Below are 22324 nucleotides of genomic sequence, written 5' to 3'. Positions count from 1 at the left end.
GCGGGTCCGGCAGCCTGCGGCGGCATGCCGGCTTCAAGCGCGGCCGCTCTTGCCCTCCATGGCGCGGGCCACGCGCGATAGCGCCACGCTGGCCGCGAAGTACAGGGCGGCCACGGCCAGGTAGACCTCGACGTGGTATGGCCGCCAATCGGTGCCGGCGACCACCGCCTTTGCCGCGCCCAGCACGTCGAACACGCCGATGATGCTGACCAGCGAGGTGTCCTTGACCGCGCCTACAAATACGCCCAATGCGGCAGGCGCGGCAATGCGGCGGGCCTGCGGCCAGATCACCGAACCATAGGCCATGGCTGCGGGCATGCCCAGCGCGCGCGCGGCCATCATCTGGCCGGGCGGTATGGCTTGCAGCGCGCCGCGCAGCACCTCCGCCAGCAGGCAGGCGGTGTGCAGCGTCAGCGCGGCCAGCGCCATGGCGAACTTGGACACGCCGCCGCCCAGCAGCATGGGCAGCACGAAGGACGCGAACAGCAGCTGTGTCACCAGCGGCACGCCGCGCACGGCTTCGATCAGGCCGGCGGCGGCCAGCGAGGCGCTGCGGTTATGGCTGCGGCGCAATAACGCAAGCGCGAAAGCCAGCGGCACCGCCGCCAGCAGGGCGGAGATGGCCAGGATCAACGTGACGAGCAGCCCGCCCCAGCGTTGCGGACCGATGGCGGCGCCGCCCCAAGGCCAGCCGGACAGTGCGCTGATGGCCGCGCCCAGCAGGACGGCGAACAGCGCCGCGCGTGTTGTGGGGCGGATGCGCGAGGGAGTCAGCGCCAGCGCAACCCCGGCAAGCAGGGCTGCGCAGGCGGCCAGCGCCGGCGCCCGGTCGACCTGGGCCATGGTGCCGAAGAACAGCAAAGGCAGGTTCTCGCCCACGGCGGCCCAGCATGCGCCGGCGGCGGCTGCGCAGGCTGCGGGATCGCCGCGCCATACCGCGCCGAGCAGCGCCCATTCCAACAGGCGCCATAGAATCAGACCCAGGACGGCGGCCAGCGCGGCCGATGGCAGCCAGCCGCTGCGTTCGCCGGCAGCGTTCCAGGAAGGCCGTTCGCCCAGGCGCGCGCCATGCGTGTCGCCAGGGCCGTGGCGGGTATTGCGCGCGTTCCAGGCGGATAATCCGCCGCCCAGCGCCAGCGCCAGGCCCAGATAGACCATGACGGCCAGCGCGATGCCTTCAAGCGCCAAGCCGGTCTGGGTGATGGCGGTGTTGATCACCGCCATCAATTCCTGATAGCCGATGGCGATTGCCAGGGTGCTGTTCTTCACCAGCGCCAGGCACTGGTTGGCATAAGGCGGCAGGGCCACGCGGGCGGCATAGGGTGCGATCACCAGCCGCAATACGCTGCGAGGCTTCAAGCCCAGCGCCTGGCCGGCCTCCACCAATCCGAGCGGCACGGCGCGCACCGCCGCGCGTGCGATGTCGGCGATATAGGCGGCATGGAACACCACCAGGCCTATCGTCAGTGCCGCGAATTCGATGCTGGGCTGCCAGCCGCCCTGCAGGCCCAGGCCGCGCCTGACCGGCAGGTCGATGCGCATGGGCGGCAACAGGATCCATGCCAGCAGCGCGCCGGCCAGCGCGGCATACAGGGCAGGATTGCCCCAGCGGCGGCGGGCGAACCCGCCCAGCGCCAGCGCGGCGGCCGCCGCGGCCGCGTAGGGCAGCCAGCCGTGCACCGCTGGCAAGGCCAATCCGCGATTGGACAGCAGCAGGTGCGGCAGCGGCGACCAAGCCTGGCGCAGGTCGGGCAGGCGCAGCAGCAGCCCGTACCAGACGAACAGTTGCAGCAGGACTGGGGTATTGCGCAAGGGCGCGATGATGGCGGCGGCGCAACGCGCGGACCAGGGGTTGCGCGACAGGCACAACAGACCCAGTCCCAGCCCCAGCACCGTAGCCAGCGGGATCGCCACGGCGGCGACGGTCAAGGTGTTGACCAGGCCGGCTGCTATCGACATCCAATAGGGATCTTCCGGCGTGATGTCCAGCAGGCTTTCCGAAATGCGGAAGCCCGCGGGCTGGAACAGGAAGCCGAAGCCGCCCTGGATGCCGCGCGCGGTCTGCACCGATTCGATGTGCCAGAGCAGGATGGCAGCCAAGCCGCCAAGCGCGAGCGTCCACGCCAGCGCAGGCAGCCAGCGCCGCCACCGGCCGGTGGAGGGAAAGGGGAGAGTGGTCGCAGCCATGGTGGAGAAGGAGGGGGCAAATGCAAGAAAGGCGGGCTCAGGGCCCGCCCGTGGCGCTCATGCTGCCAGTGTCACTGGAACGGCGGCGAGTACAGCAGCCCGCCCTGGTTCCACTGCGCGTTCAGGCCGCGCTCCAGCTTCAGCGGCGTCGCGGCGCCCAGATTGCGGTTCCAGACTTCGCCATAGTTGCCCACGGCCTTGATGGCGTTGCGGGCCCAGCCTTCGTCCAGGCCGAAGCTCTTGCCTATGCCGGGGTCCACGCCCAGCAGGCGGCGCACCTGGGCGTCGCTGCTTTGCGTCTGGCTGTCGGCGTTCTGCGCGGTGATGCCGAGTTCCTCGGCCGCCACCAGCGCGTTGATGGTCCAGCGCACGATGGCCGCCCAGTTGGCGTCGTCCTGCCGCACGAAGGGGCCCAGCGGCGACTTGTTGATGCGTTCAGGCAGGATGACGAAGTCGTCGGGCTGGCTGGCGCGCGCTGCGCGGCTGGCGGCCAGGGTGGACGCGTCCGACAGGTAGACGTCGCAGCGCCCCGCGTAGAAGGCTTGCTCGAGTTCGACCAGATTCTCGATGACGACCGGACGATAGCTGAGCTTGTGCTTCTTGAAGTAGTCGACCAGATTCTGCTCGTTGACCGTGCCAGGCTGCACGCAGACCTGCGCGCCGTCGAGCTCGGCCGCGCTCTTGACGCCCAGCTTGCGCGGTACCAGAAAGCCCTGGCCGTCATAGAACACGATGCCGGCGGAGGCAATGCCCAGGCCGGCGTCGCGGCTGGAGGTAATGGTGGTGTTGCGGTTCAGCACGTCGATCTCGCCCGACTGCAGCGCGGGAAAACGCTGCTGCGAACTCAGCGGCACGAAGCGCGTCTTTTCCGGATCGCCGAGCACCGCCGCGGCCAGTGCGCGGCAGAGGTCCGCGTCCAGGCCGGTCCAACGGCCTTGCTTGTCGGCGATGGACAAGCCCGCGGATCCCTGGCTCACGCCGCAGACCAGCTCGCCGCGTTTCTTGATGGTATCGACCGTGCCTGCATGAGCCGCACCGGCCAGCGCCAGCATGGCGGCGATGCCCGCGATCTTCAGTTGTTGAGTCAAACGCATGCCGTTCCTTTATTCGATGCCGTCTGGAAAGGCAGGAATTCTATGGGTGCGACGGCGTGGCGCGAGCGACTATATGGTCATATGGATATAAAAACTAAGCCTTACTCAAATTCGCGTCATATACCTAGAATTCCCGCATACCAAGTTGAAATGACGGAGCGGTGGCGCATGAGCTGGCAGGACGAATTCAGGCAGTTGTTTCCGATCACGCAAGACCAGGCCTACGCCAACATTGCCTATACCAGCCCGCTGGCGCCCAAGGTGGCCGAGGCGGTCGGCGCATTCTTCGATGGCATTACCCACGCGCGCAGCGACAAGCCCCAATGGCTGCGCGATGCCGATGCGTTGCGCTTGCGGCTGGCCCGCCTGATCGGCGGCGACGCCAAGCGCCTGGCCTACACCAAGAACACGACCGAAGGGCTGAACATCGTTGCGCAGGGGCTGGCCTGGCAGGAAGGCGACAACCTGGTGGTGGACGACCAGGAACATCCCACCAATGCCTTGCCCTGGCTGAACCTGCGGCGCCGCGGCGTGCAGGTGCGCGTGGCGCGGGCGAATTCGCATCGCTACACGGTGGATGAGCTTTGGCAGCATGTGGATGCGCGCACGCGGCTGATCGCGGTGTCCTGGGTGCAGTACGGCACCGGCCTGCGCACCGATATCGCCGAACTGGGCCGGCGCTGCGCCGAACGCGGCATCTGGCTGGTCGTCGACGGCATTCAGGGCGCGGGGCTGCTGCGCGCCGCCGTGGATGAATGGGGCGTGGATGCCTTTGCTTGCGGCGCGCACAAGGGCATGCTCGGACCGCTGGGCGTGGGTCTGCTGCATGTATCGCCCAGGCTGCTGGACGCCCTGGATCCGCTGTACATCGGACCTTCGGGCGTCAACACGCTGGACAAGTCCGGACTGCAATGGCAGCTGGGCATAGCCGATGCTGCTGACGCCCGCAGGCTCGAATCGGGCAACCTCAACTATCCGGGCATCGCGGGCTGGGCCGCCGCGCTGGACCTGATCGAAGGCGCGCGGCCGGAGCGTATCGAGCCCTGGGTGCTGGAGCTTTCGGAAGCGCTGGGCACGGGCCTGCGCGGCCTGGGCCTGCGGGTGGTGTCGCCGGCCGGTCCCGAATTCCGCAGTACGACAACGGCGCTGCGCGTGCCGGATCCCGCCGCCGCGCTGGCGCATCTGACACAATCGGGGATCGTGGCCAGCATAGTGGAGTATGGTTACGTGCGTTTGTCCGTCGGCGCCTATAACAATCATGCGGACGTGGAACGCATCCTGCGCGCGGCGCGGACGCTGCCCGTCTGAGAAGAATCATTGATAAGCAACCCTTCAGGAGATACTGATGACCGAAGCGAAGAAGCCCCAGTGGCGGCTTGAAACCGTGGCCGTGCATGGCGGCTATCGCCCCGATCCGACCACGCGCGCCGTGGCCGTGCCCATCTACCAGACCGTGGCCTACGCGTTCGACGACACGCAGCATGGCGCCGACCTGTTCGATCTCAAGGTGCCGGGCAACATCTACACCCGCATCATGAACCCGACCACCGACGTGCTGGAGCAGCGCGTGGCGGCCCTGGAGGGCGGCATCGCCGCGCTGGCGCTGGCTTCGGGCCAGGCCGCGGTGACCTACGCCATCCTGACCATTGCCGAAGCGGGCGACAACATCGTGTCGTCCAGCACGCTGTACGGCGGCACCTACAACCTGTTCGCGCACACGCTGCCGCAATACGGCATCACCACGCGTTTCGCCAATCCTTCCGACCTGGCCGCCTTCGAGGCCCAGATCGATGACCGCACCAAGGCCATCTTCGCGGAATCCGTGGGCAATCCGCTGGGCAACATCACCGACATCGCTGCGCTGGCCGAGCTGGCGCATCGCCACGGCCTGCCGCTGATCGTCGACAACACCGTGCCGTCGCCTTACCTGCTGCGTCCCATCGAGCACGGCGCCGACATCGTGGTGCAGTCGCTGACCAAGTACCTGGGCGGCCACGGCACCAGCCTGGGCGGCGCCATCATCGACTCGGGCAAGTTCCCCTGGGCTGAGCACAAGGAACGCTTCAAGCGCCTGAATACGCCGGACGTCAGCTATCACGGCGTGGTCTACACCGAAGCCTTCGGTCCGGCCGCCTACATCGGCCGCGCCCGCGTGGTGCCGCTGCGCAATACCGGCGCGGCGATTTCGCCGTTCAACTCCTTCCAGATCCTGCAAGGCATCGAGACCCTGGCGCTGCGCGTGGACCGCATCGTCGAGAACACCGTCAAGATCGCCAAGTACCTGCGCGAACACCCGAAGGTCGAGTGGGTCAATTACGCCGGCCTGCCGGATCATCCCGACCATGCGCTGGCGCAGAAGTACCTGGGCGGCAAGGCGCCGGGACTCTTCACCTTCGGCGTGAAGGGCGGCCGGGAGGCCGGCGCGCGCTTCCAGGACGCGCTGCAGCTGTTCACCCGGCTGGTCAATATCGGCGACTCCAAGTCGCTGGCCACGCACCCCGCGTCCACCACGCACCGCCAGCTCAATCCCGAAGAGCTGCAGAAGGCGGGCGTGCGCGAGGAAACCGTGCGCCTGTCCATCGGCATCGAGCACATCGACGATCTGCTGGCGGATCTGGATCAGGCGCTGGCGCAGGTGTAAGCCATGACGATGCTTCCCCGCAGAACCTTGTTGAAGCTGGCCGCGGGCTTGCCCGCGCTGGCAGCCGCGGGAGCGGTCGGGGCGGCAGCTCCGGCTGCCCCGACCGCAAAGGCCCGCAACTACGTCCTGGCCCATGGCTCGTGGCATGGCGGCTGGTGCTGGCGTCCGGTGGCGGACCGCCTGCTGGCGGCCGGCCACCGCGTGTACGCGCCCAGCTACACCGGCATGGGCGACCGCGCCCACCTGCTGAGCAAGAACATCACCATCGATACCTTTGTCGAGGACCTGGTCCAGGTCATCGAGACCCAGGAATTGAAGGACGTGATCCTGGTGGGCCATAGCTTCGGCGGCATTCCCATCACGGGCGTGGCCGACCGGATTCCGCAGCGGCTGGCGCATCTGGTGTACTTCGACGCCATCGTGCTGCAAAGCGGCCAGAATGCGTTCTCGGTGTATCCGAAGGCGGATGCCGATGCCCGCATCGCCGCGGCCTCGAAGGCCACCGATGGACTGGCCGTGCCGATTCCCGATCCGATGCCCGCGGCCTGGGGGTTCACGCCGGGCAGCGCGGACCATGACTGGGTCAAGCGCCGCCTGACCGCGCATCCGCTGGCCAGCTACACCACGCCGCTGAACCTGAAGAACCCCATCGGCAATGGCGTGGCCCGCACCTACATCCATTGCACCCAGCCCGAGCTGGCGGTGCTGGACGAATCGCGCAAGCTGGTGAAGTCCCAAGCGGGCTGGAACTGGGTCGACATCGCCGCGCCGCACGAAGCCCACATCACGCATCCGGCCTTGCTGGCCGATCTGCTGCTGGGCCTGGGTTGAACCGGCAAGGCCCAGGATGGGTGGCTGATACGGTCGCTCGGGCATCGCAGTTTGCGGGCATCATGCGGGATCGCGCCGGGCCGCCAGTGCCGGCGCATCCGATGCCGACCCGCAGGAGACACCCATGGTCCGTACGCCCGTCCACGCCGCGCTGCCCGCGAATCTGAAAGCCTGGCTGCGACAGCACGCCGATGCCCTGGACGACGGCAGCCTGGACGCTGCTGCGGTGCTGCCGCAACTGGCCGCCGCCGACGTATTGCGCCATGGCGTGCCCGTAGCGCAGGGCGGCTTGCCGGGTACGGATATCGGCGACGCCATCGAAATGATCGCGCAATTGGCGGAGCTTTCCGTTGCCGGAGCCTTCGTGGCCTGGAGCCAGCGCGTCTTCATCGAGTATCTGCTGCGCAGCCCCAACACCGGCCTTGCGGATGCATGGCTGGCGCCGCTGCTGAGGGGCGAGCAGGCCGGCGCGACCGCGCTGTCGAACGCCATGAAGTTCCTCAGCGGCATCGAGTCGCTGCAGATCGCCGCGCGCGAGGCGGACGGCGCATGGGTGCTGGACGGCCAGATGCCCTGGGTCACCAACCTACGGCCGCAGGGCTTCCTGGTGGCGGCGGCCGTTGCCGCGCCCGATGGCACGCCGGCGGTGGTGGCGCTGCCGCACGATATTGCGGGACTGGAACGCAGCGCGGACCTGCCTTTGCTGGCGCTGCAATCGACCAATACCGCTGCGCTGGAACTGCGTGATGTGCGCATTGGCCCGGCGTGGCTGATCCATCCCGACGCACGGCTATACCTGCCCCAGGCCAGGCCGGCTTTCGCCGGCATGCAGTGCGGCCTGTCCATCGGCCTGGCGCGAGGCGCCTTGCGCGCCGCGCTGGATGCCGGGCAGGGCCAGGCCTCGCGCGGCATCCTGGGCGAGCCGCTGCAAGCGCTGGGCGCGCAGCTGGATGCATTGACCGCGGGCTTGATCGAAGGCGTGCGTAGTGGAAGCTTCGTGGCGCAGCCCTGGCGGCTGTTCGAGATCCGCATTGCCCTGGCCGAAGCGGCCCAGCAGGCGGTGCAGCTGGAGTTGCTGGCCAGCGGCGGCGGGGCCTATTTGCGCCAGGCAGGCTCGGGCTTTGCCCGGCGTTGGCGGGAAGCGGCCTTCTTGCCCATCGTTACGCCCAGCCTGGTGCAATTGAAAACCGAGCTGGCCAAACGCCAGGCGCGGCTGGCGGCCGAAGCGGCGGGATAGGCGCGCGGCACGGCCGCGACGGCCGGCTGCTACTTGCGCGCGCCCTTGCCGTTGGCCGGGCAGACGATCTCGCGCAGCTTGCGCTGCACAGGGTCCTGCGCGATCGGCGCATTGCGGATGCCGGGCGGAGGCAGGGATTCGACGATGGGGCCGGTGGCGTTCTCGCCCGCATGGTGCACGACCTGGCTGACGGTATAAGTGCCGGCGGTGCAGTTCATGGTGACCGGCTGGGTCACGGAGCGGTAGGGTTGCCCATTTGCCGCGGAGATCTTGGGCTGGGCATAGAACCAGGCGACGTTCACGGCCATGACCGCCGGGCGCTCCGATACTGCCTTGATCGACGCGCTGTCGTAGAACACGCCAGGCATGGCCTGGGGGTCCACCGGTACCCAATCTGGTCCGCCGGACAGCATGCCGCCGGGCCCAGGGTCGCGCGGCACGATGTTCACGGCGCAGGCGTCGGCGGGCACCGGATCGCCCTCGCGGACCGTGATGGTCTCGCAGGCGCCGGGGGGCGGCGCGGCCTGCGCGGGGTGGACCCAGGCGGTCACGGCCAGGGCGATCAGGAATGCGTGCCTTGCGGTCATTGGTGTTTTCCGGTGGTGGCGCGGCGCGCCGGCGCCAGGCTCGTGACCGTGGCGTGTACCCGATCATACCGGGCAGGGCGCGTCCGGGCGGGACGAATACGCCTTAGGGGCAACGGCGCCTAGGCCGTCAGCACATAGTCCGGATAGCGCTTGCAGATCTCAGCCACCTGGCTGAGGGTGCCCGAAAGGTGTTCGCGCAACACCTTTTGGGCGCGCTGCGGATCCTGCGCGACGATGGCGTCCAGCAGGCGCTGGTGATCGTCCAGGATGCGCTCGGCCTTGCCGGCTTCAGGCAGATGCAGGCGGCGCAGGCGGTCCAGGTGGCCGCTGTAGCGTTGCGCCAGTTCCCACAGCCGGATCACGCCCGCGGATTCGTGCATATCGCGGTGGAAGGCTTGGTCGGCGTCGATGAAGCGCTGGTACTGGCCACTGGCATGGCTGGCGCGCTGCAGGTCGATGCTGGCCTGCAAACGCTGGAAGAGCAGGGGATCGGGGCGCTGCGCCAGCATCTGCACGATTTCGAGTTCCAGCGAGCGGCGCAGGAAGTGCGCTTCGCGGGCGGCGGCCACGTCGATGCGGCTGACCACCGTGGTGTGCTGCGGATAGATCTCGACCAGCGCTTCCTCGGCCAGCCGCATGAGCGCGTCGCGGATCGGGGTCTGGCTCAGGCCGTAGGTCTCCGCCAGCGTGATGCGCGACAGGGGCGCGCCGGGAGCCAGCTCCAGGGACAGGATCTGTTCGCGTAGATGTTCGAAGACTTGCGGCGCGGCGTGGCGCGAGCGGTCCAGTCTGAGCTTGGTGCTTTGCATCGGGTCGCGTGCGAAGTGGGGCCTGAAGAGTAACGGAGTTTAGCGGGTTTTTACCAGGCTGACGTACTAATGTATTAGTGTTTAAATGGCTCGGTCGCCATTACGAAACTTCGCCCAGCCCCTATGAAACGCTCTTATGAAAGCCTGCGCAGCGCCGCCTGGATGGCCCGGGACGACCTGCGCTCCTTCGGCCACCGTTCCCGCATGATGCAGATGGGCTATGGCCCCGACGACTGGGCGGGCCGCCCCATCATCGCCATCATCAACACCTGGTCGGACCTCAATCCCTGCCACAGCCATTTCAAGCAGCGCGTCGAGGACGTCAAGCGCGGCGTGTTCCAGGCGGGCGGCTTTCCGGTGGAGCTGCCGGCGATCTCGGTGTCGGAATCCTTCGTCAAGCCGACCACCATGCTGTACCGCAACTTCCTGGCCATGGAGACCGAGGAGCTGCTGCGCAGCCATCCGGTCGACGGCGCCGTGCTCATGGGCGGCTGCGACAAGACCACGCCGGGCCTCATCATGGGCGCGGTCAGCGCCGGGCTGCCCTGTGTCTACGTGCCCGCCGGCCCCATGTTGCGCGGCAACTGGAAGGGCAAGATCCTGGGGTCCGGGTCGGATGCCTGGAAGCTCTGGGACGAGCGCCGCGCCGGCAAGATCACGCAGGAGCAATGGACCGAGGTCGAGGGCGGCATCGCCCGCAGCTACGGCACCTGCATGACCATGGGCACGGCCAGCACCATGACCGCCATCGCCGAGGCCATAGGCATGACGCTGCCTGGCGCGTCCTCGATCCCCGCGGCGGACGTCAACCACATGCGCATGTCGGCCGAATGCGGCCGGCGCGTGGTGGAGATGGTCTGGGAAGACCTGACGCCGCAGCGCATCCTGAGCCTGGCGTCCTTCAAGAACGCCATCAACGTGGCCATGGCCATGGGCTGCTCCACCAACGCCATCGTGCACCTGGTCGCCATGTCGCGTCGCGCGGGCTGCGCCGTGGGCCTGGACGACTTCGACGCCGCCAGCCGCAAGGTGCCGGTGATCGCCAACATCCGGCCCAGCGGCGACACCTATCTGATGGAAGATTTCTTCTACGCGGGCGGGCTGCCGGCGCTGATGTCGCGCCTGCAAGACCATCTGGATCCGTCCGCCATGACCGTCACCGGCAAGACGCTGGGCGAGAACATCGCCGGCGCCGAGGTCTACAACGACGACGTGATCCGCCCGCTGGACCGGGCCATCTACGACGAAGGCGCGCTGGCCGTGCTGCGCGGCAATATCGCGCCGGACGGCTGCGTCATCAAGCCCAGCGCCTGCGCGTCGCAGTACCTGCGCCACACCGGTCCGGCCCTGGTGTTCGACGACTATCCCAGCATGAAGGCCGCGGTGGACGACGAGAACCTGGACGTCACCGCGGACCACATCATGATCCTGCGCAACGCCGGCCCGCAGGGCGGCCCCGGCATGCCGGAATGGGGCATGCTGCCCATCCCGACCAAGCTGGTGAAGCAGGGCGTGCGCGACATGCTGCGCCTGTCCGACGCCCGCATGAGCGGCACCAGCTATGGCGCCTGCATCCTGCACGTAGCGCCGGAAAGCCATATCGGCGGCCCGCTGGCCTTGGTGAAGACGGGCGACTTGATCACCGTGGACGTGCCCGCCCGCAGCATCCACCTGAACGTCAGCGACGAAGAGCTGGCCGCGCGCCGCGCCGCCTGGACGCCTCCGCCCAGGCGCTACGAACGCGGCTACGGCTGGATGTATTCGAAGCACATCCTGCAGGCCAACGACGGCTGCGATTTCGATTTCCTGGAAACCGGTTTCGGCGCGCCCGTGCCGGAGCCCGAGATTTTCTAACGCGCCGTCCGCGCCCCTCCCATTGCCTTCAGCCCCGGAGCCATCGTGTCCCAAATGAATCCCGAAACCCGCGCCCGCCTGGCTGGCGTCAGCACCGCCACCCTGTGCACCGCCTTGTTCAAGCGCGGCCTGCGCAACCAGTTCATCCAGGACGTGCGTCCGCTGAACGCCACGCTGCCCAATATGGTCGGCCCGGCATTCACCCTGCGCTACATCCCCGCGCGCGAAGACCTGAACACCATCAAGGTGTTCGAGGACCGCGCCCATCCGCAGCGCGTTGCGGTCGAAACCTGCCCGCAAGGCGCGGTGCTGGTCATGGATAGCCGCAAGGACGCGCGCGCCGCTTCCGCGGGCTCCATCCTGGTCACGCGGCTGATGAAGCGCGGCGTGGCCGGCGTGGTGACGGACGGCGGCTTCCGCGATTCGCCCGAGATCGCCGAGCTGGGCTTTGCCGCCTATCACCAGCGGCCTTCGGCTCCCACCAACCTGACCCTGCACCAGGCCTTGGACATCAACGCGCCCATCGGCTGCGGCGACGTGGCGGTGTGGCCGGGCGACATCGTCGTGGGCGACCGCGAGGGCGTGGTGGTGATACCCGCCAACATCGCCGACGAGATCGCGGTCGAAGCCGTGGAGATGACGGCCTTCGAGGACTTCGTGACCGGCGAGGTGCAGCAGGGCGCATCCATCCTGGGGCTGTATCCGCCCACCGACCCCGGCACCAAGGACAAGTTCGCCGCATGGCGCAAGCAACAGGGCCGCTGAGCCTTGCCGCCGGCGTTGCCGGCAACCCCACAAGCCAAACAAGAGGCAGGAGACAACCATGAACACGCAACGACGCGGCGCATTGGCCGCGCTGCTGGCCGCCGCCACGCTGGGCACGCTGGCGGCGCCCGCCCAGGCCGCCGACTGGCCGGCGCAGAAGCCGATTTCCTACGTGGTGCCGTTCACCGTGGGCGGCTCGACCGACGTGGTGGGCCGGGTGCTGGCCCAGAAGCTGGGCGACCGCCTGCACCAGAACGTCATCGTCGAGAACAAGCCAGGCGCCGCAGGCGGCATCGGCGCGACCTATGTGGCCAAGGCCCCGCCGGATGGATACACGCTGTTCGGCGGCACCATCAGCACGCACGCCATCAACGCCAGCCTGTACAAGAACCTGAAGTACGACCCGGTCAAGGACTTCGAGCCGGTCTCGTTGATCGCCTACCTGCCCAACGTGCTGCTGGTGGATCCCAACCTGGGCGTGAATTCCGTGGCCGACCTGATCGCGCTGTTGAAGCGCGACCCGGCCAAACGGACCTTCGCGTCCTCGGGCGCGGGCACCTCCACGCACCTGGCCGGCGAACTGTTCTCCAGCATGATAGGCGTGCCGCTCACGCACGTGCCGTACAAGGGCACGCCGCCCGCCATGGTGGATGTGTCCTCGGGCGCGGTGACCTTCATGTTCGACCAGATGACGGCGGCCTTGCCCCTGCTGCAGACCGGCAAGCTCAAGCTGCTGGCCGTGACCACCAAGGACCGTATCGCGCTGGCGCCCGAGGTGCCGACCATGCAGGAAGCCGGCGTGCCGGGCTTCCAGATGGCGTCCTGGCAGGCGGTATACGCGCCCAAGGGCACGCCCAAGCCCATCCTCGACAAGCTGGCGCAGGAAATCGCGGTGATCCTGAAAGAGCCGGACGTGCAGGAGAAACTGGGCAAGACCATGGGCATGGAACTGGTCGGCAGCACGCCGGAACAGCTGCGCGACCTGATGGCGACGGAAATCCCGCGCTGGGCGGAAGTCGTGAAGAAGTCGGGCGCGACGGTGGAATAGGCGGATCAGCGCAGCGGGCGCGCCGCGCCCGCCGCCCTTCAGGACTACACGCTCAGGGCTTCAGATTGAGCTTGGGCACCAAGGCCTTGAACGCTTCCTCCTGGCGTGCCACGTCGGCCGTGAACTGCGGCAGGTCGGCGTAGGAGGGCGTCAGGTTCTGCTTGCGCATCAGCGCCTGGAAGTCCTGCGATTGCGCCACCTGGCGGGCCGCGGCGCGCCATTTCTCGACCGCGTCCGCGGGCGTGGCCTTGGGCAGGCCGATGCCGCGCCAGACGCTGAACTGCAGGTCCGCGCCTTTTTCCTTCATGGTCGGCACCGCCGGCAGGTTGTCCAGGCGCTTGGCCGCCATGACGGCCAGGGTGCGCAGCTTGCCGGTCTCGACGTGCTGCTGCAGTTCGGCGTAGGCGACCGTCGTGGCCTGCACGTCGCCCGCCAGGAGGCCCATGATGGCCGGGGCCGAGCCCTGGTAGGGCACGTGCACGAACTTCACGCCGGCCTGCTCGCCCAGCGCCGCCGCCGCCATGTGCGGCACGGTGCCGATGCCGGCGTTGGACACGGCGACGCGCTCGGGATTCTTCCTGGCGTCCGCCAGGAATTCCTCCACCGTCTTCCAGGGCGCGTCGGCGCGCACCGTGACCGACGAGGGATCGTCGGTGAAGCGGGCGATGGGTTGGAAGTCGCCGACCGTGGTCTTGCCTATGCCCATCAGGGGCACCACCAGCATTTCAGGCGTCATCAGCACCAGCCGGTAGCCGTCGGGCTGCGCGTTGGCCACGTAGGCCCAGCCGATGGAGCCGCTGGCGCCGGGCTTGTTGATCACCACCGTGGGCTGCGCCAGCATGGGCGGGCGCACCGCCTCGGCGATGGCGCGCGCGGTGTTGTCGCTGCCGCCGCCGGGCTGGTAGGCGACCACCAGTTCCATCGAGCGGGCGGGGTAGTCCGCGGCGTGCGCGGCGGACAGGACGGAAACTGCGGACAGGGCGCTGACAAGCAGCGCGGACAGGCGGTAGGGGCGCATGGTGGCGGCTCCGGTATCAGTAACCCAGGGCGGAAAGATCCGCGAGCGTCTGCTTGGTGATGGCGATGGTGCGTTCGCGTTCGGCCCCGGCCAGGTCCAGGCGCGGGGGCTTGACGGTTTCGGCGCTGCCGGTGATCAGATGTTCGGCCAGCTTGATGTGCTGCACCAGCTTGACCACCGTGTCCAGGTGGAACAGCGGCGTCAACGCGGCGTAAAGCTTGCGGGCCCGCGCGAAATCGCCCTCGACGGCCAGCTTCAGCAGGTCGACGGAAGCCTTGGGCACCGCGTTGGCCATGCCCGACACCCACGCGGTCACGCCCAGCGCGGCGCTTTCCAGGATCAGGTCGTCCACGCCGCAGACCACGGCCAGACGGTCGCCAAAGCGCGTGATCAGGTCGGTCACGCGGGTGGTGTCGTAGGACTCTTCTTTGATGGCGACGATGGTCGGCTCTTCCAGCAATTCGGCCACCAGGTCCGGCGTCAGGTCCACGCCGTAGCCGCGCGGGTTGTTGTAGAGCAGGATGGGCAGGGCGCTGGCGCGCGCCACTGCGCGGTAGAAGGCCACGGTCTCGCGGCCGTCGGATTTGTAGGTCAGGCCGGGGAATACCATCAGGCCGTTCACGCCGATGCGCTCGGCTTCCTGCGCAAAGGCGGCGGCGCGCGCGGTGCCGGTTTCCGCCACGCCGGAAATCACCGGCACCCGGCCGCGCACGGTGTCCACGGCGGTGCGCAGCACCTGCAATTTTTCTTCGGGCGAGAGCTGGGCGTTTTCGCCCACCATGCCCATCATCACCACGCCGCCCACGCCGTTCTCGATCAGGCGTTCCAGCCCCTGGCGGATAGCCTCCAGGTCCAGCGAAAAATCGGGTTTCAGCTTGGTGGTGACGGCGGGGAATACGCCTTGCCATTGAATGCTCATGCTGCGGCTCCTGATGCGTGGTCCGTCCGGTTGTAATGGAGCGGATTCTGGTTATTGGATATTGGATCCAAAAATATGGGGCTTAAAAAAACGAGGCGGAGGCCTCGGACCAGTCCCTTGGGGGCGCTGGCTTGAACTGGATCATGGATCCAATATACTCACATTAAAAGGGCTGTGGGCGCCGACTGTCTCTCGGGGTTTTCCTGGGCATGGCGGCCCTGTTTTCCACTCAGTCCTGCCGTGCCGCTCCCGCCGCACGGTGCAACCAGGCAGGTTTCATGTCCCAGAATTCGCCGCTTTCCGCCTCCAACCCGTCCCGTTCCCAGGCCGCCAGTCCCGGCCGCCTCGTGCGCAAGACCGCTGTCGAACTGGTGGTCGACGAACTGCGCGACCGCATCCTGTCCGGCGCGATTCCCCCCGGTTCCGCGCTGCGCCAGGAACTGTTCGCCGAGGAACTGGGGGTGAGCCGCCTGCCCGTGCGCGAGGCCATCCGCCAGCTCAGCGCCGAAGGGCTGATCGACATGATTCCGCACCGCGGCGCCTACGTCTCCATGCTGTCGCGCGCCGAGGTGCAGGAGTTCTTCGACATCCGCCTGCGGCTGGAGCCGTGGCTGTTGCGCCTGGCCGTGCAGCAACGCGAGACCCAGGACCTGGACCTGGCGAGCCAGGTGGTGGCGCAGATGGACACGGCCGAGCCCGAGCAATGGGGGCGCCTGAACTGGCAGCTGCACGAACTGCTGTACCGCTCGGCGCAACGGCCCGCGGCGCTGGCCATGGTGCGCGCGCTGCACGAAAAATCCGAACGCTATTTCCGCTTCCAGATCGTCAACGCGCCGATCCGCCAGCAGGCCCACGACGAGCACAGCCAGCTGATCGCGCTGGCGCGGCAGGGCCGGGCCGAAGACGCCGAGGCCGCGCTGGAGCGGCACATCGGCGAAGCCGCCGAGCAGATACTCGCCATCGTCGACCATCTGCTGGATGCGTCGGCCCTGCAGCAACCTGCCTAGACGTCCAGCTCCAGCGTGCCGCAGCCGCGCGACACGCAAACCATCATGCTGCGGTTGGCGGCGCGTTCCTCGTCGCTGAGCACGTAGTCGCGGTGGTCGACCTCGCCGGACAGCACGCCCGCTTCGCAGCTGCGGCACAGGCCTTCGCGGCAGGAGTACGGCCAGGCGACGCCGGCCGCTTCCAGCACGTCCAGCACCGACTTGTCCGCGGGCACTTCGTGGCAGCCGCCGCTGCGCGCGAGCCGCAGCATGAAAGCCGAGCCGGGTTCGGCCGTGGCGGGCGCGCTGGCGGCAAAGCGCTCGAAATGCACGCGCGCCGGGGCGATGGCGCCGCGTGCACAGGCTGCGGCCACCGCATCCATCAACGGCCCGGGCCCGCAGCAATAGACATGCATACCCGGTTCCGCCAGCGCGCCCAGATAGGCGTCGAGGTCGCAGCGCGCGCCGCCTTGTTCGCTGTCGACATGCAGCGCCACGCGCTCGCCGTGGCTGGCGAGTTCAGGCAGGTAGGCGGCCGCGTCGCGGTCGCGCACGCAGTACAGCAGCCGCCAGGGCTCGCCGCGCCTGACGCATGCATGGATCATGCTGAGGATGGGCGTGATGCCTATGCCGCCCGCGATGAAGACATGGCCGGCGGCCTGCGCGTTCAGCCCGAACAATTGCCTGGGCTCGCCGATATCCACCAGGTCGCCCTCGCGCAGCTGTTCATGGACGTAGCGCGAGCCGCCGCGCGTATCGGCCGCCAGGCCTATGCCCAGCCGGTAGACGCCCAGTTCCGTCGGGTCGCCGCAAAGGGAATACTGCCTGACCAGGCCATTGCCCAACGCCACATCCACATGCGCGCCGGCCTCGAAGGCCGGCAGCATGGCGCCGTCGGGACTGCGCAGATGCAGGCCGAGCACGCCGCGCGCCTCGCGCACGATGCGGCTGACGACTAGTCGCCGCATCTCAGGCCACCGCCTGTGCGGCACGCGCGCCCGACGCGCCAGCCGCCGCCTGCTGCTCTTCCTCGACGCGGCGCGCCACCACCCAGCGGAACTGGGACAGCGCGGCGTCGATGGACAGCGGCACCATCTTGAAGTCCGGCGCCAGGGACAGGGAGCGCTGCTGCGCGGTGATGATGTCGCGGTCTTCGTCGAAGGCATCCACCACGCTCTGGTGGATCGACGCGGTGATTTCCGGCCGGTCGATCGAGAAGTTGTGCGGATGCGCGAAGAAGTAATGGGTCGAGGTCGCGGTTTCGGGCGTCAGGGCCTGGCAGCCGCGGAATTCGATCGCGCCGGCGCGATTGCCTTCCTGCGCGCCGCCGCCGGCCGGGGCCATGCCCGAATCCATCAACAGGATGCCGGGCAGCGTGAAGTTGTAGATGTTCCAGCGGTCCACCAGGCCCGGCCACTCGCGGACTTTCTTGGCGAAGGCGGGCGCCTCGGTATTGAGCGTCCAGCGCGTGATGCGCACGCCGTCGGGCAGCCGGTCGACCTTGGGCGAGACCGAGGCATAGTCTTCGCTGCCGCCCAGCGTGGTCGGGTGCACGAAGGGCAGGTGCGAGAAATCGAGCAGGTTGTCGGCGATCAGCAGATAGTTGACGTCGTAATGGATATAGCCGTCCAGGCTGCGCCAATCGGGATGGTCCAGCCATTGCGTGTCGGGGATGAGGGCCGGATCGGCGCGTTCCGGATCGCCCATCCAGATCCAGATCCAGCGGTGCCGTTCCACCACCGGAAAGGTCCGCACCCTGGCCTGCGGCGGAATGCGGGCCTGCGCCGGGGCCTCGACACAGGCGCCGGTGGGGTCGAACTTCAGGCCGTGGTACATGCAGCGCACGCAATCGCCTTCGCGCCGTCCCACCGACAAGGGCGCGCCGCGATGGCAGCAGCGGTCTTCCAGCGCCACCAGCCGGCCGGCGCCGTCGCGGTACATCAGCACGGGCACGCCGGTGATGGTGCGCGAGAACAGGCCGTCGGCGCTGACTTCCTGGTCCCAGGCCGCGACGTACCAGGTGTTTTTGATGAACATGGGTTTGCTCCTGTGTTATTTGACGTAGCGCCAGGCGCCGTCCTTGATCTGCACCATGACAGCGGCGCGCTCGTCATAGCCCACGTGGTCGGCGGGCGACATGGTGGACACGCCTTGCGAGGTGACGGCGTCGCGGGTGGCCTCCAGCGCATCGCGCAGGCCGGCCCGGAATTCCGGCGTGCCCGGCCTGGCCTTGGGCAAGGTGGCCTTCAATGCCTGTTGCAGCACGATGCCGGCATCCCAGGCATTGGCCGCGAACACCGACATGGAGTCCTTGCCGTGGGCGGCTTCGTAGCGCTGCGTCAGGTCCAGGGCGACGGCGCGTATCGGGTTGGCCTCGTCCAGCTGGCTGGCAACCACGACCGGGCCCACGGCGAACAGCGCGCCCTCGGCGTCCTTGCCTGCGATGCGCAGGAACTCGCGGTTGGCGATGCCGTAGGTCTGGTAGATGCGGCCGGCATAGCCGCGCTCGCGCAGGGACTTCTGCGGCAGCGCCCCAGGCGTGCCGGACGCCGCCACGATGACCGCGTCCGGCCTGGCGGCCAGCAGCTTCAGGGTCTGCGCCGTGACGCTGGTGTCCGTTTTTACGTAGCGTTCCGTGGCGACCAGCTTGATGCCGGCGCGCTGCGCCTGCGCGGAAACTTCGGCCAGCCAGCTGTCGCCGTAGGCGTCCGCAAAGCCGATGTAGCCCAACGTCTTCACGCCGGCGGCCTGCATGTGCGCGACGGTGCTGGCGACCATCAGGTTTTCGTTCTGTACCACCTTGAACACCCAGTGGCGCTGCGGGTCCATGGGTTCGACTAGCTTGGCCCCGGCCGCCAGGCTCATGAGCGGCACCTTCTTCTCCTGGGCGATGGGCAGCAGCGTCAGGGTGGCGGGCGTGACCGAGGTGCCCAGCACCACGTCCACGTTGTGCTCGTCGACCAACCTGCGGAAGGCGCGGGCGGCGCCGGTGGCGTCCGAGGCGTCGTCCAGCACGATGTAGCGCACCGCTTCGCCCGCGATCTCGCGCGGCAGCAGGTCGATGGCGTTCTTGGCCGGGCCGCCCAGCGAGGCGGCCGGGCCGGTGAGCGACAGGATGACGCCGACGCCGACATCGGCCGAGGCGGCGCTACAGGACAGCAGGGCGCACGAAACCAGCACCGCGCGCACGGGGTGTAGAAGGGGTTTCAAGATTTTGTCTCCTTGTGGAAACGCCGGTCTGCGCGGCGTTTGACAAGACGATAGATAGCGGCGGAATATGCGTCAATGTCATGAGCCTGATTCTGGAAATGCACGCTATGCATAACGAGAAACTAGATCTCAACCTGCTTGCCGTCTTCGACAGCTTGATGCGCGAGCGCAGCGTGACCCGCGCCGGCGAACAGCTCGGCCTGTCGCAAAGCGCCATGAGCCACGCCGTGAACCGCTTGCGCGCGTTCTTCGACGATCCGCTGTTCGTGAAGACCGGCCAGGGCATGCAGCCCACGCCCAAGTCCGAGAGCCTGGCGCCCACCATCCTGGCGCTGATGGCGACCATACGCGGACAGGTGCTGTCGCAGGCGCAGTTCGATCCGGCCTCGGCCATGCGCGTGTTCACCTTGTGCATGACGGACATGGGCGAGCTGGTGTTCCTGCCGCCGCTGATCAAGCGCCTGCGGGAACTGGCGCCGCACTGCACCCTGCGCACGCGCCAGGTGCCGCTGCAGCAGGTCGAGCCGCTATTGGCCTCGGGCGAGGTGGATCTGGTGCTGGGATCGCTGCGCGCGGCGCCGCAGGGCCTGTTCCAGCAGCAGCTCTTCATGCACCGCTTCGTGACCCTGGTCAGCGTGAAGAACAAGGAGGTGGGCGACGAGCTGACGCTGGAACAGTTTCAGCGCATGCCGCAGATCGTGGTGACCTTGGCCGGACGCTCGTCCGAAGCCTATGACAGCGCGCTGGAAGAGCAGGGCGTCAAGCGCAACGTCTTCCTGTCCACGCCGCACTTCCTGGTGGTGCCGCTATTGCTGGACCAGCACCCGGACCTGATCGCCACCGTGCCGCAGGAATTGGGCAATGTGTTCGGCGGCTACGGCGTGGTCAAGGTGCTGGAGCCGCCGCTGCCGCTGCCGTCCTTTGCGCTGCGCCAGCATTGGCATCCGCGCTTTCACCAGGATCCGGCGATCATCTGGCTGCGGGAGCTGGTCAAGGACACGTTCGATGGGTATCCGTGGGACGCCATGCCTGTCGCGGGCCGGAAGGCATGAGCTGGCGCCCTCAATTGATCTTGATGCCGCGTTCCTTCACCAGCGTCTTCCATTGCGCGGTCTCGCGCGCCAGGTGGTCGCGCAGTTCGTCCGGCGTGCCGCCGATGGGCTCGGCGCCGATGGAGTCCAGCGTGGCGCGCACCTTGGCGTCGTTCAAGGCGGCGCGCATGGCGGCATTCAATTTCGCGACCACTTCCGGCGGCGTGCCGGCGGGGGCGAAGGCCGCGAACCAGGGCATCAGCTCGTAGCCGGGCAATCCGCTTTCCGCCACGGTGGGCACATCGGGCAGGGCGGCCGAACGCTTGCTGGTCGTCACCGCCAGCGCGCGCAGCTTGCCGGCTTCGATATGCGGCTTGGCGGAAGTGATGCTGTCGAACATGTAGTCCACCTGTCCGCCCAGCAGGTCGGCGACGGCGGGGCCGCTGCCCTTGTAGGGCACGTGCAGCATGTCCACCTGGGCCATGGACAGGAACAGCTCGCCCGCCAGATGGATGGACGTGCCCACGCCGGCCGAGGCATAGGTGTAGTGGTTGGGCTGCGCCTTGGCCTTGGCGATCACGTCCTGCACGCTGGTGGCGCCGGTGCGCGCGGGATTGGTGACCAGCACGTTGGGCACCACGGCCAGCAGCGAGATCGGCGCGAAGTCCTTGATCGGGTCGTAGTTCAGGTCCGCATACAAGGCCGGGTTGACGGCCATGCCGTTGGCGACGATCAGGATGGTGTAGCCGTCGGCCTTGGCGCGGGCCACGCTGGCCGCGCCGATATTGCCGCCTGCGCCCGCGCGGTTTTCCACGATGAAGGTGGTGTTGAGCTGCTTGCCCATGGATTCGCCCAGGGTGCGGGCGATGCTGTCCATCGCGCCGCCGGGCGGGAAGGGCACGATCCATTTGACCGGGTGATCCGGATAGGTTTGCGCCAGGGCGGCGGACCCGCCGCCCAGCAGCGCCAGGCCGACACAGGCCCGGGCGAGTCGTTGGAATGCAGAGCGCAAGCGCATGATGGTCTCCGTAATGCTGGAATTATTGTGTCGCCGCGCGCCGATGGTCCGCAGACCACGGGAAGATGTCCCGCGATTCATACTTTCCACGATCAGGTTCGAGCGATGGCTCAGTATGGCTTGCGTTTTCCCCGTGAGTCCAAGACTATATGGGTTCTGATTGATACCTTTATGGTATGTATAAGGCCATGCCATGCAACTGAGGCAACTGCGTTATTTCCAGGCCGTGGCGGAAGAAGGCAGCTTCACCCGCGCGGCCGCCCGGCTGCACATGGCCCAACCGCCGCTCAGCCGCCAGATCCGTCTGTTCGAGGAAGAACTCGGCGTGCAGCTGTTCGAGCGCACCACGCGGGCGCTGCGCCTGACGGAAGCGGGCCGCTTCCTGCTGGAACAATCGCGCCTGTTGACCGCGCGCCTGGAAGAGGTGCTGGAGGGCACGCGCCGGCTGGGGCAGACCCAGCGGCGCTGGTTCGGCATAGGCTTCGTGCCGTCGACGCTCTACGGTTTCGTGCCGGAGCTGATTCGGCAACTGCGCAACGCCGATCCGCAGGTCGAGGTGGGTCTCACGGAAATGACCACCTTGCCCCAGCTGGAGGCGCTGAAGGCCGGGCGCATCGATCTGGGCATAGGCCGCATCCTGTTCGACGATCCCGCCATCGAGCGGCGCGTGCTGATGACCGAAGCGCTGATGGCGGCGGTGCCGCTGGGCCATCCGATAGCGCGGTTGCGGCGGGTATCCGTCGAGCGCCTGGCGCGCGAACCCTTCGTGCTGTATCCGGCGCGCCCGCGCCCGAACTTCTCCGACCATGTACTGGGCTTGTTCCGCGCGGCGGGACATGCGCCGCAAGTGGTGCAGGAGGCCAACGAACTGCAGACCGCCATCGGCCTGGTGGCGGCGGGGCTGGGCGTGACGGTGGTGCCGGCGTCGGTGCAGCGCTTGCAGCGGCAGGATGTGGCGCACGTGGCGATCGACGCCGATACCTTTGTGTCGCCGGTGATCGTCAGTTACCGCAAGGATGACACGTCGGCGTTTCTGGCGCGGGCGTTGGAGCTGGCGCAAGCGCTGGCGACTTAGACCAAGGAAACATG

20 protein-coding genes are annotated in these 22324 nt (G+C 67.9%); 10 read left to right on the top strand and 10 right to left on the bottom strand.

Translation table 11 applies throughout. The annotated features are described in order from the left end of the window. Window positions 1–33 precede the first annotated feature (33 nt). Together BRO63_RS14060 and BRO63_RS14055 are read right to left on the bottom strand one after the other, a co-directional pair. Window positions 34–2187 carry an ABC transporter permease subunit gene (locus BRO63_RS14060; RefSeq protein WP_088140392.1) on the bottom strand — a complete coding sequence of 718 codons (2154 nt, stop codon included), beginning with the start codon at window positions 2185–2187 and terminating at the stop codon, window positions 34–36. Between the two features lie 71 nt (window positions 2188–2258). Further along, on the bottom strand, window positions 2259–3281 hold the full coding sequence (locus BRO63_RS14055; protein ID WP_088140391.1) for an amino acid ABC transporter substrate-binding protein: 1023 nt from the start codon (window positions 3279–3281) through the stop codon (window positions 2259–2261). 168 nt (window positions 3282–3449) lie between these two features. Between BRO63_RS14055 and BRO63_RS14050 the strand changes: the two genes are divergently transcribed. The 4 genes from BRO63_RS14050 (at window position 3450) to BRO63_RS14035 (ending at window position 7990) form a co-directional block, all read left to right on the top strand. Further along, complete coding sequence (locus BRO63_RS14050; protein WP_088140390.1) at window positions 3450–4589, top strand: aminotransferase class V-fold PLP-dependent enzyme; 1140 nt, start codon at window positions 3450–3452, stop codon at window positions 4587–4589. Window positions 4590–4626: 37 nt separating this feature from the next. Next, the gene (locus tag BRO63_RS14045; RefSeq protein WP_088140389.1) at window positions 4627–5922 is read left to right on the top strand and encodes an O-acetylhomoserine aminocarboxypropyltransferase/cysteine synthase family protein; all 1296 of its coding nucleotides are present in this window, start codon (window positions 4627–4629) and stop codon (window positions 5920–5922) included. Between the two features lie 3 nt (window positions 5923–5925). Continuing rightward, window positions 5926–6753 carry an alpha/beta fold hydrolase gene (locus tag BRO63_RS14040; RefSeq protein WP_256943306.1) on the top strand — a complete coding sequence of 276 codons (828 nt, stop codon included), beginning with the start codon at window positions 5926–5928 and terminating at the stop codon, window positions 6751–6753. A gap of 124 nt (window positions 6754–6877) precedes the next feature. Continuing rightward, a complete protein-coding gene (locus BRO63_RS14035) occupies window positions 6878–7990 on the top strand; it encodes an acyl-CoA dehydrogenase family protein (RefSeq protein WP_088140388.1) in 1113 nt (370 codons plus the stop codon). A 29-nt stretch (window positions 7991–8019) separates the two neighbouring features. On the opposite strand, the gene BRO63_RS14030 is transcribed toward BRO63_RS14035, so the two are convergent. Next, window positions 8020–8577: a surface-adhesin E family protein gene (locus BRO63_RS14030; RefSeq protein ID WP_088140387.1), complete on the bottom strand. Its 558-nt coding sequence runs from the start codon at window positions 8575–8577 to the stop codon at window positions 8020–8022. A 119-nt stretch (window positions 8578–8696) separates the two neighbouring features. After that, window positions 8697–9386 carry a GntR family transcriptional regulator gene (locus BRO63_RS14025; RefSeq protein ID WP_088140386.1) on the bottom strand — a complete coding sequence of 230 codons (690 nt, stop codon included), beginning with the start codon at window positions 9384–9386 and terminating at the stop codon, window positions 8697–8699. A gap of 123 nt (window positions 9387–9509) precedes the next feature. Between BRO63_RS14025 and araD the strand changes: the two genes are divergently transcribed. From araD to BRO63_RS14010, 3 genes are read left to right on the top strand one after another with little or no spacing between them, the layout of a single operon-like run. After that, window positions 9510–11240 (top strand): L-arabinonate dehydratase, encoded by a 1731-nt coding sequence (gene araD, locus BRO63_RS14020; RefSeq protein WP_088140385.1) that lies wholly within the window; start codon window positions 9510–9512, stop codon window positions 11238–11240. A gap of 54 nt (window positions 11241–11294) precedes the next feature. Then, complete coding sequence (locus tag BRO63_RS14015; protein ID WP_088140384.1) at window positions 11295–12005, top strand: ribonuclease activity regulator RraA; 711 nt, start codon at window positions 11295–11297, stop codon at window positions 12003–12005. Window positions 12006–12063: 58 nt separating this feature from the next. Then, window positions 12064–13053: a Bug family tripartite tricarboxylate transporter substrate binding protein gene (locus tag BRO63_RS14010; RefSeq protein ID WP_088140383.1), complete on the top strand. Its 990-nt coding sequence runs from the start codon at window positions 12064–12066 to the stop codon at window positions 13051–13053. Between the two features lie 52 nt (window positions 13054–13105). Here the strand turns inward: BRO63_RS14010 and BRO63_RS14005 are convergent, their stop codons facing one another. Both BRO63_RS14005 and BRO63_RS14000 read right to left on the bottom strand, forming a co-directional pair. Further along, on the bottom strand, window positions 13106–14071 hold the full coding sequence (locus BRO63_RS14005) for a Bug family tripartite tricarboxylate transporter substrate binding protein (RefSeq protein WP_088140382.1): 966 nt from the start codon (window positions 14069–14071) through the stop codon (window positions 13106–13108). 16 nt (window positions 14072–14087) lie between these two features. Next, complete coding sequence (locus BRO63_RS14000) at window positions 14088–14990, bottom strand: dihydrodipicolinate synthase family protein (protein WP_088140381.1); 903 nt, start codon at window positions 14988–14990, stop codon at window positions 14088–14090. Between the two features lie 278 nt (window positions 14991–15268). Between BRO63_RS14000 and BRO63_RS13995 the strand changes: the two genes are divergently transcribed. Then, window positions 15269–15997 (top strand): GntR family transcriptional regulator, encoded by a 729-nt coding sequence (locus BRO63_RS13995; RefSeq protein WP_256943305.1) that lies wholly within the window; start codon window positions 15269–15271, stop codon window positions 15995–15997. Here the strand turns inward: BRO63_RS13995 and BRO63_RS13990 are convergent. From BRO63_RS13990 to BRO63_RS13980, 3 genes are read right to left on the bottom strand one after another with little or no spacing between them, the layout of a single operon-like run. Continuing rightward, entirely contained in the window at window positions 15994–16944 is a 951-nt protein-coding gene (locus BRO63_RS13990; RefSeq protein ID WP_088140380.1) for a PDR/VanB family oxidoreductase, read from the bottom strand. The genes BRO63_RS13995 and BRO63_RS13990 overlap by 4 nt on opposite strands. A 1-nt stretch (window position 16945) precedes the next feature. Then, window positions 16946–18013, bottom strand: a complete 1068-nt coding sequence (locus tag BRO63_RS13985; protein ID WP_088140379.1) for an aromatic ring-hydroxylating dioxygenase subunit alpha — start codon at window positions 18011–18013, stop codon at window positions 16946–16948. 15 nt (window positions 18014–18028) lie between these two features. Next, window positions 18029–19186: an ABC transporter substrate-binding protein gene (locus BRO63_RS13980; RefSeq protein WP_088140378.1), complete on the bottom strand. Its 1158-nt coding sequence runs from the start codon at window positions 19184–19186 to the stop codon at window positions 18029–18031. Between the two features lie 107 nt (window positions 19187–19293). Between BRO63_RS13980 and BRO63_RS13975 the strand changes: the two genes are divergently transcribed. After that, window positions 19294–20238 (top strand): LysR family transcriptional regulator, encoded by a 945-nt coding sequence (locus tag BRO63_RS13975; protein WP_256943304.1) that lies wholly within the window; start codon window positions 19294–19296, stop codon window positions 20236–20238. 10 nt (window positions 20239–20248) lie between these two features. Here BRO63_RS13975 and BRO63_RS13970 read toward each other — a convergent pair whose 3' ends face one another. Further along, a complete protein-coding gene (locus BRO63_RS13970; protein WP_088140376.1) occupies window positions 20249–21235 on the bottom strand; it encodes a Bug family tripartite tricarboxylate transporter substrate binding protein in 987 nt (328 codons plus the stop codon). Window positions 21236–21428: 193 nt separating this feature from the next. Between BRO63_RS13970 and BRO63_RS13965 the strand changes: the two genes are divergently transcribed. Further along, window positions 21429–22310: a LysR family transcriptional regulator gene (locus tag BRO63_RS13965; RefSeq protein ID WP_088140375.1), complete on the top strand. Its 882-nt coding sequence runs from the start codon at window positions 21429–21431 to the stop codon at window positions 22308–22310. Window positions 22311–22324 lie beyond the last annotated feature (14 nt).

The sequence above is a fragment of the Achromobacter xylosoxidans genome, assembly GCF_002192695.1.
Lineage (GTDB): Bacteria > Pseudomonadota > Gammaproteobacteria > Burkholderiales > Burkholderiaceae_B > Achromobacter > Achromobacter xylosoxidans_C.
The sequence above is the reverse complement of the archived record's forward strand: the minus strand, read 5'-3'. Positions and strand labels throughout refer to the sequence as shown.